The 12,350-nt window shown below is 70.4% G+C and carries 12 protein-coding genes; 6 read left to right on the top strand and 6 right to left on the bottom strand.

What is annotated here, in order from left to right:
* The first annotated feature begins 54 nt into the window (after positions 1–54).
* Both ACZ56U_RS01155 and ACZ56U_RS01150 read left to right on the top strand, forming a co-directional pair.
* On the top strand, positions 55–1,719 hold the full coding sequence (locus tag ACZ56U_RS01155; RefSeq protein ID WP_469081917.1) for an AMP-binding protein: 1,665 nt from the start codon (positions 55–57) through the stop codon (positions 1,717–1,719).
* The gene (locus ACZ56U_RS01150; RefSeq protein ID WP_469081916.1) at positions 1,716–3,302 is read left to right on the top strand and encodes an AMP-binding protein; all 1,587 of its coding nucleotides are present in this window, start codon (positions 1,716–1,718) and stop codon (positions 3,300–3,302) included. The genes ACZ56U_RS01155 and ACZ56U_RS01150 overlap by 4 nt, the downstream gene beginning before the upstream one ends.
* Here ACZ56U_RS01150 and ACZ56U_RS01145 read toward each other — a convergent pair.
* Both ACZ56U_RS01145 and ACZ56U_RS01140 read right to left on the bottom strand, forming a co-directional pair.
* A complete protein-coding gene (locus tag ACZ56U_RS01145; protein ID WP_469081915.1) occupies positions 3,299–3,802 on the bottom strand; it encodes a GNAT family N-acetyltransferase in 504 nt (167 codons plus the stop codon). The two genes, ACZ56U_RS01150 and ACZ56U_RS01145, sit on opposite strands and share 4 nt — an antisense overlap.
* Positions 3,803–3,906: 104 nt before the next feature.
* Positions 3,907–4,587 carry a hypothetical protein gene (locus ACZ56U_RS01140; protein ID WP_469081914.1) on the bottom strand — a complete coding sequence of 227 codons (681 nt, stop codon included), beginning with the start codon at positions 4,585–4,587 and terminating at the stop codon, positions 3,907–3,909.
* Between the two features lie 168 nt (positions 4,588–4,755).
* Between ACZ56U_RS01140 and gcl the strand changes: the two genes are divergently transcribed.
* A complete protein-coding gene (gene gcl, locus ACZ56U_RS01135; protein WP_469082273.1) occupies positions 4,756–6,534 on the top strand; it encodes a glyoxylate carboligase in 1,779 nt (592 codons plus the stop codon).
* Between the two features lie 283 nt (positions 6,535–6,817).
* Here gcl and ACZ56U_RS01130 read toward each other — a convergent pair whose 3' ends face one another.
* The 4 genes from ACZ56U_RS01130 to ACZ56U_RS01115 all read right to left on the bottom strand — a co-directional run bounded on the left by ACZ56U_RS01130 (position 6,818) and on the right by ACZ56U_RS01115 (position 10,785).
* Positions 6,818–7,054 (bottom strand): hypothetical protein, encoded by a 237-nt coding sequence (locus ACZ56U_RS01130; protein ID WP_469081913.1) that lies wholly within the window; start codon positions 7,052–7,054, stop codon positions 6,818–6,820.
* 291 nt (positions 7,055–7,345) lie between these two features.
* Positions 7,346–8,803 carry a catalase gene (locus ACZ56U_RS01125; protein ID WP_469081912.1) on the bottom strand — a complete coding sequence of 486 codons (1,458 nt, stop codon included), beginning with the start codon at positions 8,801–8,803 and terminating at the stop codon, positions 7,346–7,348.
* Between the two features lie 205 nt (positions 8,804–9,008).
* Positions 9,009–9,899, bottom strand: coding sequence for a 2-hydroxy-3-oxopropionate reductase (locus ACZ56U_RS01120; protein WP_469081911.1), 891 nt, complete (start codon positions 9,897–9,899; stop codon positions 9,009–9,011).
* Between the two features lie 46 nt (positions 9,900–9,945).
* Positions 9,946–10,785, bottom strand: coding sequence for a TIM barrel protein (locus tag ACZ56U_RS01115; protein ID WP_469081910.1), 840 nt, complete (start codon positions 10,783–10,785; stop codon positions 9,946–9,948).
* Positions 10,786–11,095: 310 nt separating this feature from the next.
* Here ACZ56U_RS01115 and ACZ56U_RS01110 point away from each other — a divergent pair, with 310 nt between their 5' ends.
* The 3 genes from ACZ56U_RS01110 to uraD all read left to right on the top strand — a co-directional run bounded on the left by ACZ56U_RS01110 (position 11,096) and on the right by uraD (position 12,346).
* Positions 11,096–11,347: a YkoF family thiamine-binding protein gene (locus ACZ56U_RS01110; protein WP_391244874.1), complete on the top strand. Its 252-nt coding sequence runs from the start codon at positions 11,096–11,098 to the stop codon at positions 11,345–11,347.
* Positions 11,344–11,712, top strand: coding sequence for a helix-turn-helix domain-containing protein (locus ACZ56U_RS01105; RefSeq protein WP_469081909.1), 369 nt, complete (start codon positions 11,344–11,346; stop codon positions 11,710–11,712). The genes ACZ56U_RS01110 and ACZ56U_RS01105 overlap by 4 nt, the downstream gene beginning before the upstream one ends.
* A 124-nt stretch (positions 11,713–11,836) precedes the next feature.
* Positions 11,837–12,346 carry a 2-oxo-4-hydroxy-4-carboxy-5-ureidoimidazoline decarboxylase gene (gene uraD, locus ACZ56U_RS01100; protein ID WP_469081908.1) on the top strand — a complete coding sequence of 170 codons (510 nt, stop codon included), beginning with the start codon at positions 11,837–11,839 and terminating at the stop codon, positions 12,344–12,346.
* The last annotated feature ends 4 nt before the right edge of the window (positions 12,347–12,350 follow it).

The following is a 12,350-nucleotide window of genomic DNA, read 5'->3' as shown; positions in this document are numbered from 1 at the left end:
CACGATGGCAGAGAGCCGCCCGGCAATGGTCCGGCATGGAGGAGAGCAGAAGAGATGACGACGGCCGACTTCCGCAGCGCGCGGGACTTCCTGCTGGAGCACCGCGAGGACTACACCGCGGCCTGTGAGGGCTTCACCTGGCCCCGCCCTGACCGCTTCAACTGGGCGCTCGACTGGTTCGACGTCATCGCCGAAGGGAACGACCGCACCGCCCTGCACATCGTGGAGGAGGACGGCACGGAGGTACGGCTGTCCTTCGCACAGATGGCCGAGCGCTCGGACCGTGCCGCGAACTGGCTGCGCGCGCAGGGCGTGGGCGCCGAGGACCGCGTCCTCGTCATGCTCGGCAACCAGGCCGAGCTGTGGGAGACCGCCCTCGCGGCGATGAAGCTCCGGGCCGTCGTCATCCCGGCCACCCCGCTGCTCGGCCCCGCCGACCTGCGCGACCGGGTCGAGCGCGGCCGCGTCCGGCACGTCCTGGTCCGCGCCGAGGACACCGCCAAGTTCGACGACGTGCCCGGCACCTACACCCGGATCGCGGTCGGCGGCGCCCCCGAGGGCTGGCTGAGCTACGAGGACGCCTACGCCGCCTCCCCGGACTTCGCGCCCGACGGCGAGACACGCGCCGACGACCCGCTGATGCTCTACTTCACCTCCGGCACCACCGCCCGCCCCAAACTGGTGGAGCACACCCACACCTCGTACCCGATCGGGCACCTGGCGACGATGTACTGGATCGGGCTGCGGCCCGGTGATGTGCACTTGAACATCTCCTCGCCGGGTTGGGCCAAGCACGCCTGGTCCAATCTCTTCGCGCCGTGGAACGCCGAGGCGACGGTCTTCATCCACAACTACTCGCGGTTCGACGCGGGTCGGTTGATGGGGGAGATGGACCGGGCGGGGGTGACGACCTTCTGCGCGCCGCCGACGGTGTGGCGCATGCTCATCCAGGCCGACCTCAGCCAGTTGCGGACCCCGCCGCGTGAGGTCGTGGCCGCCGGGGAGCCGTTGAACCCGGAGGTGATCGAGCAGGTGCGGCAGGCGTGGGGGGTGACGATCCGGGACGGCTTCGGGCAGACCGAGACGGCCGTGCAGGTCGCCAACAGCCCCGGTCAGCCGCTGAAGACGGGTTCCATGGGCCGTCCGAGCCCGGGTTACCGGGTGGAGCTCCTCGACCCTGTCTCCGGGGCGCCCGGTGTCACCGAGGGTGAGATCGCACTCGATCTGTCGGCGCGGCCGGTGGGTCTGATGACCGGCTATCACGGTGACGCCGACCGTACGGCGGAGGCGATGGCCGGCGGCTACTACCGTACCGGCGACATCGCCTCGCGGGACGCGGACGGCTATCTCACCTATGTGGGGCGGGCCGATGACGTGTTCAAGGCGTCCGACTACAAGATCTCGCCGTTCGAGCTGGAGAGCGCGTTGCTGGAGCATGAGGCGGTGGCCGAGGCGGCGGTGGTGCCGGCGCCGGACGAGCTGCGGCTGGCGGTGCCGAAGGCGTACGTGGTGCTGGCGCGGGGGTGGGAGCCGGGGCCGGACACCGCCAAGGTGCTGTTCGAGCATTCCCGGCAGGTCCTCGCGCCGTACAAGCGCATCCGGCGGCTGGAGTTCGCGCCGTTGCCCAAGACCGTCTCCGGCAAGATCCGCCGCATCGAGCTGCGCGAGGCCACGGCCGCGGGCTCCGACGCCGAATACCGCGAGGAGGACTTCCGGTGACCACTTGGTCGTACAGCCACGGAACGAGCACGACGGCGCTGCTCGGCGACACCATCGGCGCGAACCTGGACCGGGCTGTGGCGGCCTGGCCGGACCGCGAGGCACTGGTCGACATGCCGTCCGGACGACGCTGGACCTACGCGCAATTCGCCTCCGATGTCGACGAGTTGGCGTACGCGCTGCTCGCGAGCGGGGTCGCCAAGGGCGACCGGGTGGGCATCTGGGCGATCAACTGCCCCGAGTGGGTGCTGGTCCAGTACGCCACCGCCCGCATCGGCGCGATCATGGTCAACATCAACCCGGCCTACCGCACCCACGAGGTCGAGTACGTCCTGAACCAGGCCGGGATCTCCCTGCTGTTCGCGTCCCTGAGCCACAAGAGCAGTGACTACCGGGCGATGGTGGAGGAAGTGCGCGGCAACTGCCCGCAGTTGCGGGAGACCGTGTTCATCGGGGACCCGAGCTGGGAGTCGCTGCTCGCCCGCGGGGTGCCCGCGGAGTTCCCCGAGCTGTCCTGCGACGACCCCATCAACATCCAGTACACCTCGGGCACGACGGGGTTCCCCAAGGGGGCGACCCTCTCCCACCACAACATCCTCAACAACGGTTACTTCGTCGGGGAGATGATCTCCTACAGCGAGCGGGACCGGATCTGCGTCCCGGTGCCCTTCTACCACTGCTTCGGCATGGTCATGGGCAATCTCGCCGCCACCTCGCACGGCGCCTGCATCGTGATCCCGGCCCCGTCCTTCGACCCCGGGGCCACGTTGGAGGCGGTCCAGCGGGAGCGCTGCACCTCCCTGTACGGCGTACCGACCATGTTCATCGCGGAGTTGAACCTGCCCGACTTCGCGACCTACGACCTCTCCTCGCTGCGCACCGGGATCATGGCGGGCTCGCCCTGCCCGGTGGAGGTGATGAAGCGGGTGGTCGGCGAGATGAACATGGCCGAGGTGTCGATCTGCTACGGCATGACCGAGACCTCGCCCGTCTCCACGCAGACCCGGCGCGAGGACGACCTGGAGCACCGCACCGGCACGGTCGGCCGCGTCCTGCCGCATGTCGAGGTGAAGGTCGTCGATCCGACCGGGGTGACCCAACCCCGGGGCGTGGCGGGGGAGTTGTGCACCCGCGGCTACAGCGTGATGCTCGGCTACTGGAACGAGCCCGAGAAGACCGCCGAGGCCGTCGACGCCGGCCGCTGGATGCACACCGGGGACCTCGCGGTGATGCGGGAGGACGGGTACGTCGAGATCGTCGGCCGCATCAAGGACATGATCATCCGGGGCGGTGAGAACATCTACCCCCGCGAGATCGAGGAGTTCCTCTACGCCCATCCGAAGATCGCGGACGTCCAGGTGGTCGGGGTCCCGCACGAGCGCTACGGCGAGGAGGTGCTCGCCTGCGTCATCCCGCGCGATCCGGCCGACCCCCCGACCCTGGAGGAGGTCCGGGCGTTCTGCGAGGGGCGGCTGGCGCACTACAAGGTGCCGACCCGGTTGCGGGTGCTGGAGGCGTTCCCGATGACGGTGTCCGGGAAGGTGCGGAAGATCGAGCTGCGCGAGACGTACGCGGCCGACTAGCCGCGGCGCATGCACACCCTGGGCCACCGGCCGAGGCCGAGCTCCGCCTCGTGGGCGCGGATCCTCCGCAGCCCCGGGGAGAGTTCGGCCTCGCCCAGGGCGCGGAAGCCGAGGCGCTCGTAGTACGGCGCGTTCCAGGGGACCTCGGTGAAGGTGGTCAGCGTGAGGCCGCTCAGCCCGTCCTCGCGGGCGCGCTCGCCGGCGTACGACAGGAGGGTCCGGCCGATGCCGCGGTGCGCGAAGTCAGGATGGACGGAGACCTGCTCGATGTGCAGGGCGCCGTCGACGGGCTCGGCGATCAGATAACCCACCGGCCGCGCCCCCTCACCGGCGGCGACCCAGGCCCGGCCCGCCCGCCGGTACCGCTCCAGATCGGCGAGGGTCGGCGGATCGTCATCGGCGATCGCCTCCATACCGAGGGCGCGGAACGGGGTTCCGGCGGCACGCTCGATGTCCTGGAGGGCGGGAAACTCGTCGGCGGTCGCGGGGCGGATACGCATGCCGCGAGTATGGCGGAGAGGGCGGGACTCCTCGCTGGAGCCCTGGGTCCTTGCCGCGGGCGCCCGCCCGCTCAGCAGCCCACCCTCGCCCCACCGCCGGAGGCCTACGCCCCTGTCGAGTCCAGTTCGTCCGCCAAGGTGTTCACCGGCTGCGGGGTCCCCGTCAGGTCCAGGACGAACAGAGGGACCCGCAGTGAGTCGGCCATCGCTCGGGCCTCCGTGGCGTAGCCGGCGAGGGAGAAGTAGACGCAGGTCGAGGATTCGGTCATGGCGGTCAGCCACAGGCACTCCACATCGCGCGAGGAGGCCGGGCGGACGGTGGGGTCGACCTGGGCGAGCAGGCCCCTGGCGGCGATGCCGATGCCGTTCGGCGGGCGCTGTTCCGCGCGGCGGACGTCGCGGTAGCCGAGCCAGCGGAGGTACAGCGCGGCGGCCGTCACCGCGTCGCGTGCCGTGCGGATCGTCACCGGCTGGAAGGCGCGCCGCGGGCTCGGGTCGACGCACCGGGACGGGGTGTCCGTGGCGACCGGGACGCGCAGCACCGTGCCGCACGGGCAGCCCAGCTCCGGACGCGGCCACTCGCCCTCGCGCCCGCAGGAGGCACACCGCACGGTGACCCAGTCGTCCTCCCAGGAGCGGTGCGAGACCGCCGTGGCCCGCGCTCCCGGGTCCAGCCGCGGCAGCACGGGCGCACCGCAGACGCACGGGTACTCCGGCGCCGTATAGAGGTGTGCGCGCCGGCAGACCGGGCAGCGCACCGCCACGCTCTCGGACATGGACCCCATCGTCCTCCAGCAAGCCCCCGCTTGTCCGTCCCTTGACGACCTCTGTCTCCCCACTTACATTGCTTCCAGATAGTAGAAAAGACTTTCCGCAATACGGAAGTGTTCACACCGCGGGGCGCGACGGGAGCACACGTCCGACAGCCGAAGCAGGAGTACTCCATGGCTCGTATGACCGCTGCCCGCGCGGCAGTCGAGATCCTCAAGCGCGAGGGCGTCAGCAACGCGTTCGGTGTCCCCGGCGCGGCGATCAACCCCTTCTACGCGGCGCTCAAGGCCTCCGGCGGCATCCACCACACCCTGGCCCGCCACGTCGAGGGCGCCTCGCACATGGCCGAGGGCTACACCCGTACGCACCCGGGCAACATCGGTGTCTGCATCGGCACCTCCGGTCCGGCCGGCACCGACATGATCACCGGCCTGTACTCCGCGATCGGTGACTCCATCCCGATCCTGTGCATCACGGGCCAGGCCCCGACCGCCCTGCTCCACAAAGAGGACTTCCAGGCCGTCGACATCGCCTCCATCGCGAGGACGGTCACGAAGATGGCCGTCACCGTCCTGGAGGCCGCGCAGGTGCCCGGGGTCTTCCAGCAGGCCTTCCACCTCATGCGCTCCGGCCGTCCCGGGCCGGTCCTGATCGACCTGCCGATCGACGTCCAGCAGACCGAGATCGACTTCGATCCGGAGACGTACGAGCCGCTCCCCGTCTACAAGCCGGCCGCGACCCGCGCCCAGATCGAGAAGGCGCTGTCCTTCCTCCTGGAGTCCGATCGTCCGCTGATCGTCGCCGGCGGCGGCATCATCAACGCCGACGCCTCCGACCTGCTGGTCGAGTTCGCGGAGATCACCAACACCCCGGTCGTGCCCACCCTGATGGGCTGGGGCACCATCCCGGACGACCACGAGCTGAACGCCGGCATGGTCGGCCAGCAGACCGGTCACCGCTACGGCAACGCCACGTTCCTGGAGTCGGACTTCGTCCTCGGCATCGGCAACCGCTGGGCCAACCGTCACACCGGCTACAAGCTGGACGTGTACCGCGAGGGCCGCACGTTCGTCCACGTCGACATCGAGCCGACCCAGATCGGCAAGATCTTCGCCCCGGACTACGGCATCGCCTCCGACGCCAAGGCCGCCCTGGAGCTGTTCGTCGAGGTCGCGCGCGAGCTCAAGGCGGCCGGCAAGCTGCCCGACCGCTCCGCCTGGGTCGCCTCGCACCTGGAGCGCAAGGGCTCGATGCACCGCCGTACGCACTTCGACAACGTGCCGATGAAACCGCAGCGCGTCTACGAGGAGATGAACAAGGCGTTCGGGCCCGACACCCGCTACGTCACCACCATCGGCCTCTCGCAGATCGCCGGCGCGCAGATGCTGCACGTCTACCGGCCGCGCCACTGGATCAACTGCGGCCAGGCCGGCCCGCTCGGCTGGACCATCCCCGCGGCCCTCGGCGTCGCCACGGCCGACCCGGAGACCCCGGTCGTCGCGCTCTCCGGCGACTACGACTTCCAGTTCATGATCGAGGAGCTGGCGGTCGGCGCGCAGCACCGCATCCCGTATGTGCACGTCCTGGTCAACAACGCCTACCTGGGCCTGATCCGGCAGGCGCAGATCGGGCTGGACATCAACTTCCAGGTGAACCTGGAGTTCGAGAACCAGAACTCGCCCGAGCTGGGCGTGTACGGCGTCGACCACGTCAAGGTCGCCGAGGGGCTGGGCTGCAAGGCCATCCGCGTCACCGAGCCCGACCAGCTCCTGCCGGCCTTCGAGGAGGCCAAGAAGCTGGCCGCGCAGTACCGGGTCCCGGTCGTCGTCGAGGCGATCCTGGAGCGGGTGACCAACATCTCGATGAGCCCGACCGCCGACATCAGCGCGGTGAAGGAGTTCGAGGAGATCGCGACCGAGCCGGGCCACGCGCCCACCGCGATCATCCCGATCAAGGCCTGATCGGCCGCACCGCCAAACCGCTCCGCCGAAGGGGTGGTCCGACCGAGGGGGACGGGCCGCCCCTTCGGCATGCCCCGTCCCCCTCGGAGCCCACCGCTCGCGTCCCGTCCCCCGCCGGGGCTCGCGTCCCCGTCCCCCGCCGGGGCCCGCCGCCCCCGTGCCGGCGGGCCCCGTGCAGAGCAGGATGTGCCCCCACCCGGGGGCAGTTGAAGCCCCTGGACGTGGGTTCAGAGGTTGATTTGAGGGTTCCGTAGCCCGCGTACGCCACCGTGCGTACGCGGGCTCAGCGCTGGGGGTGTTCGGACAGGCCCGGCCAGTCGTCCGGGCCGCCGCCCTGCCATTCGACGATGTCGCTCACCTCGACCTCGACCACGTCGAGATCGGCGAGGCGCAGCAGCTCCACGACGTCGTCGAGATGGGAGGCGACGCCGAGGTTGTGGTCGTCCGCGGTGACCCGCCGGGAGCCGTCCAGCGCCGGCGAATGCACCACGACGTGCGGATGGTGCGCGGGATGTGCCATGCCTCCAGCGTCCTGCGCGGACGCCGGGTGCGCACCCCGAAGACGGCGAAGAGCGCCCGACACGGGACCGTCCGTGTCAGGCGCTCTTCGTCCGTACCGGGACCGCGGCGGCGACGACGGAGCCGCGACGCCCTTCCCTCAGGTCGAGAAGGGGGTCCGGTCCTTCACCACCGCACTGGCTCGCACGCCGCCGCGGTCCATCACCCTGCCCGTGCCCCGTACCGGGGACCACCCCTCATCCGGGTCGCTCGGCGTTGTGGGCGCGAGCAGGGAGCCTTTCGCCGGGGAGGCTCAGTCCTCGCGCAGGGCGCGGACCGCCTCCTCGACACGCTTGCCGTACTCCGGGTCGGCGGCGTGGAAGTGGGCCAGGTTCTTCTCGATCACGTCGTCGAGTGTGACCTGCGAGAGGCCACCGGCGATGTTCGCGACCAGACGGGACTTCTCGTCCTCGGACATCAGCCGGTACAGCTCGCCGGCCTGGAAGAAGTCGTCGTCCTTGGTGTGCCGCGGGGCCTCGTGCGTGCCCGTCCAGCCGTGGATCGCGAGCGGCGCCGACAGCGGGCGGCCCGTCTCGACCGGGCCGTCGTAGGAGTTCGGCTCGTAGTTCTTCGCCGCGCGCCCCTGGGAGTTGGACGCCATCAGGCCGTCCCGGCCGTAGTTGTGCGCGACCGTCGCCCTCGGGGCGTTCACCGCGAGCTGGGTGTGGTTGACGCCCAGGCGGTAGCGGTGCGCGTCCGCGTAGGCGAACAGGCGGCCCTGGAGCATCTTGTCCGGCGACGGACCGATGCCCGGCACGAAGTTGTTCGGGGAGAACGCGGCCTGCTCGACCTCGGCGAACACGTTGTCCGGGTTGCGGTCGAGGACCAGCCGGCCCACGCGCCGCAGCGGGTAGTCGGCGTGCGGCCAGACCTTGGTCAGGTCGAACGGGTTGAAGCGGTACTCCGCCGCCTCGGCCGCAGGCATGAGCTGCACGTACAGCGTCCAGGACGGGTTCACACCCCGCTCGATGGCCTGGAGCAGGTCCGTCTGGTGGGAGCTCGGGTCCTTGCCGGCCAACTCGGCGCCCTGCTCGGCGGACAGGCAGCGGATGCCCTGGTTGGTCTTGAAGTGGTACTTGACGAAGAAGGCCTCGCCCTCGGCGTTCGTCCACTGGTAGGTGTGCGAGCCGTAACCGTTCATGTGGCGGTACGACGCCGGGATGCCGCGGTCGCCCATCAGCCAGGTGATCTGGTGCGTGGCCTCGGGGGAGTGCGCCCAGAAGTCCCAGACGTTGTCCGGCTCCTGACGGCCCGTGAACGGGTCGCGCTTCTGGGAGTGGATGAAGTCGGGGAACTTGATGGGGTCCTTGATGAAGAACACCGGGGTGTTGTTGCCGACGAGGTCGTAATTGCCCTCCTCGGTATAGAACTTGACCGCGAAGCCGCGCGGGTCCCGCACCGCGTCGGCGCCGCCGAGCGAGTCCGCCACGGTGGAGAAGCGCAGGAAGACCTCGGTGCGCCTGCCGACCGAGCTGAGGAAGTCGGCGTGCGTGAAGCCGGTGACGTCGTCCGTCACCTCGAAGTAGCCGTACGCGCCGGAGCCACGGGCGTGCACCACGCGCTCCGGGATGCGCTCACGGTTGAAGCGGGCGAGCTTCTCCAGCAGGTGCTGGTCCTGAAGGAGGAGCGGGCCGCCGACGCCGGCGGAGGCGGAATTCTGGTTGTCGGCGACCGGGGCGCCGGACTCTGTCGTGAGCACGCGCTTCGACATCGGGGACCTTCCGTACGAGGGGCAGCGAAATCCTTCGGAAGACGGCTTCCGCTTTGTGGAGCCTAGGTATGGGGCGATCTGGACGTCAACAGTTTGTTGAAGTTCTCGTTCAACGGTGTGTTGAGGTGGGGTGCCGGGCGGCGCCGCCGCCTGGGCGCGACAGGACAGGTGTCAGCAGCGGCGCCGCCCGGGGTCTGGGGGTGCGTCAGATCTGGGCGCCGGAGAGGCGCTCGACCGCGCGCAGCAGCGCGGAGTGGTCCAGGCCCCCGTCGCCCTGGGCGCGCAGGGACGCGACGAGCTGGGCGACCACGGCACCGACGGGCAGGGCCGCGCCGACGTTGCGGGCGGCGTCGGTGACGATGCCCATGTCCTTGTGGTGCAGGTCGATGCGGAAGCCCGGCTGGAAGTCGCGCTGGAGGAAGTTGTCCTTCTTGCGCGTCAGCACGGTCGAGCCGGCGAGGCCGCCGTTCAGGACGTCGAGCGCGGCCTTGAGGTCCACGCCGGACTTCTCCAGGAAGACCACGGCCTCGGCGCACGCCTGGATGTTCACGGCGACGATGAGCTGGTTGGCCGCCTTCACGGTCTGCCCCGAGCCGTGCGGACCGCACAGCACGATGGTCTTGCCGAGGGCTTCGAGGATCGGCTTCGCGGTGTCGAAGTCGGCCTGCTCGCCGCCGACCATGATGGACAGCACGGCCTCGATCGCGCCGGCCTCGCCGCCGGACACCGGGGCGTCCAGGACGCGGATGCCCTTGTCCCTCGCCGCCTTCGCCAGGTCGACCGAGGTCTGCGGGGTGATCGAGGACATGTCGATCAGCAGCGCGCCGGACCTCGCGTTCTCCAGGATGCCGTCGGGGCCGTAGGCGATGGCCTCGACCTGCGGGGAGGCCGGGACCATCGTGATGACCACGTCGGCGTCCCTGACGGCCTCGGCGATCGAGGCGGCGGCCTTGCCGCCGGCGGCGGCCAGGCGGTCCAGCTTGTCCTGCTCCAGGGTGAAGCCGGTGACGTCGTAACCGGCCTTGACGAGGTTCTCGGACATGGGGGAGCCCATGATGCCGAGGCCGATCCACGCGATCTTGGGAAGAGTGCTCATGACGGGGGTGCCTCTCTGCGTACTTCTCTACGTGTGTGGGTGGCCCTCAGCGGGCCGCGCGGGCCCCGGCGGGCAGCCAGTCGAAGGCCTCGGTGCTCGGACGGTCGCCCGGCTTGTACTCCAGGCCGACATAGCCCTCGTAACCGGCCTTCCTCAGCTGGTCGAGCAGCTCCTCCAGCGGCAGCGTCCCCGTGCCCGGGGCGCCACGGCCCGGGTTGTCGGCGATCTGCACATGGCCGGTCTTCGCGGCGAACTCCTCGATCACCGCCGGCAGGTCCTCGCCGTTCATGGACAGGTGGTAGAGGTCCATGAGGAACTTGGCGTTGCCGAGCCCCGTCGCCTCGTTCACCTTGTCCACCACGCCCACCGCGGCGGGCGCGCTGACCAGCGGGTACAGCGGCGACTCGGGCTTGTTGAGCGCCTCGACCAGCAGGATCGCGCCGATCCGGCTCGCGGCCCGGGCCGCGAGGACCAGGTTCTCCAGCGCGAGCGCGTCCTGCTCGGCCGGGTCCACGCCGTCGACGCGGTTGCCGTACAGGGCGTTGAGGGCCGTGCAGCCCAGGGACTCGGCGAAGTCCGCGGCCACGTCGATGTTGGCGCGGAACCGCTCCGACTCCTCGCCCGGCAGCGACAGGGCGCCGCGGTCGGGGCCCGGCAGCCGGCCGGCGTAGAAGTTCAGGCCCGTGAGCTGGACGCCCGCGTCCTCGATCGCCTTCTTCAGGGCGTCGAGCTCGGACGGCTCGGGGGTGGGGGAGTCGATCCAGGGCCACCACAGCTCGACCGCGGTGAAGCCGGCCGCGGCGGCGGCCGCGGGGCGCTCCAGGAGCGGGAGTTCCGTGAAGAGGATCGACAGGTTGACGTTGAAGCGCTGCTCTGCGAATCCCATGTGGACCAGGCGCTCCCTTCCGTGTCGAGTGATTCCGTAATGCGGAAGTTCGTTTCTGCTTAATGGAAGATAGCCGGTGGGGGTCCGGGCTTGTCAAGAGTCGGTCGGTCCAGCGGGACGGGTCGGGGCGGAACGGGCCCGCGCGTCCGCGCAGGTCGGCCCCGGGAAGCCGTGCTGGTGGCGGGGGTGGTCCGTTAAGGTCGGTCCGGGCGCCGTTGACCGTGTCCCGCCGTCACCGACGTGCCCCGGATGCGCCCTCTCGGGCCGGAGGGCCGCGAGGACGTGCAGTTCAGACAGAAATGGGGGCGCGATGCGACTGAGAGTGGAGTTCACCACCGAACCCTTCGACCTCGACGAGGCACCCGCGCACGCGCTGGTGGCCCGCGAGGTGGTCGAGGCCGCCACCCTGGACGCGGTGGACGTCGGCCCGTTCGGCAACACCGCGGAGGGCGACGCCGACGCGGTGCTGAGTGCCGTGGACGCGCTGCTGCGCAGATCCCTGGCGGCCGGCGCCACCCGGGTCTCGCTCCAGGTCAACGTGATCGGGGAGGGCGAGAAGTGACCCGCACGGGGGACGAGCCCTTCATCACGGCGGTGAAGCCGCTGGTCGACGCCATGGGCGGGGAGATGGTCCCGCCGGACGAGGCCGGCCCCGACGACGTCGTGCTCGCCTGGGAGGGCGCCGACGTGGTCGCCGTGCGGCTGCCGCAGCTCGCGGACTCCCTCGACCACATCCTCGCCGCCATGGAGCGCAAGCAGGGCAGGCCGCTGGCCGACCTGGACCGCAAGGCCAAGCAGGAGGTCGTGCGGATACTCGAGGCGCGTGGCGCCTTCTCGGTACGGCACGGCGTGGAGACCGTGGCAAGCGCGCTCGGAGTCAGCCGCTTCACCGTGTACAACTACCTCAATCGCGACAAAGACGCCTGACCTGCGCCGCGCGGCGTTCGTTCACCCCGAATTTTCAACAAAGTGTTGACGTGGTGTTTCGGAGGGCGTTAGCTAACGGAAGCCCGCTTCAGCACGAAGGCCGTCCGCGGCCACGGAGGCTCCCGTGACTTCGACTTCCACGCCGCCGGGCCTGACCCGGTTCAACGCAGCCGAGGAGGACGCGGCGCTCGCCGCACTCCTCGAGGTGTGTGCCTCCACGGCCTGGGCGAAGCGGCTGCTCGCCGCCCGCCCCTACGCCACCGTCGAAGACCTCTACGCCACCGGCGACGCCGCCACGGCCGAGCTGACGACGGCGGACCTGGAAGAGGCGATGGCCGGACACCCGCCCATCGGCCGCCCCAAGGAGGGCGACCCGACCTCGGCGCGGGAACAGCGCGGCATGGCCGGCGCCTCCGAGGACCTCAAGGCGCAGATGCTGGAACTGAACCTGGCCTACCAGGACAAGTTCGGCCATGTCTTCCTCATCTGCGCCACCGGCCGGACCGGCGAGCAGATGCGCGACGCCGTCAAGGAGCGGATCGGCAACTCGCCGGAGCGGGAGCGGGAGATCGTCCGCACCGAGCTGGGCAAGATCAACCGTATCCGGCTCGCCCGACTCGTCGAAGAGGACTGACGCA

Source organism: Streptomyces sp. NPDC034103 (assembly GCF_055575395.1).
This window is presented reverse-complemented; position numbering and strand designations above follow the sequence as displayed.

Excerpts from the sequence above, each read along its gene's own strand:
- gcl (WP_469082273.1), top strand. The coding sequence starts at position 4,756 with ATGACCGCTGCCCGCGCGGCAGTCGAGATCCTCAAGCGCGAGGGCGTC.
- ACZ56U_RS01145 (WP_469081915.1), bottom strand. The coding sequence starts at position 3,802 with ATGCGTATCCGCCCCGCGACCGCCGACGAGTTTCCCGCCCTCCAGGAC.
- ACZ56U_RS01115 (WP_469081910.1), bottom strand. The coding sequence starts at position 10,785 with ATGGGATTCGCAGAGCAGCGCTTCAACGTCAACCTGTCGATCCTCTTC.
- ACZ56U_RS01110 (WP_391244874.1), top strand. The coding sequence starts at position 11,096 with ATGCGACTGAGAGTGGAGTTCACCACCGAACCCTTCGACCTCGACGAG.
- ACZ56U_RS01125 (WP_469081912.1), bottom strand. The coding sequence starts at position 8,803 with ATGTCGAAGCGCGTGCTCACGACAGAGTCCGGCGCCCCGGTCGCCGAC.
- ACZ56U_RS01140 (WP_469081914.1), bottom strand. The coding sequence starts at position 4,587 with ATGGGGTCCATGTCCGAGAGCGTGGCGGTGCGCTGCCCGGTCTGCCGG.
- ACZ56U_RS01120 (WP_469081911.1), bottom strand. The coding sequence starts at position 9,899 with ATGAGCACTCTTCCCAAGATCGCGTGGATCGGCCTCGGCATCATGGGC.
- ACZ56U_RS01155 (WP_469081917.1), top strand. The coding sequence starts at position 55 with ATGACGACGGCCGACTTCCGCAGCGCGCGGGACTTCCTGCTGGAGCAC.
- ACZ56U_RS01130 (WP_469081913.1), bottom strand. The coding sequence starts at position 7,054 with ATGGCACATCCCGCGCACCATCCGCACGTCGTGGTGCATTCGCCGGCG.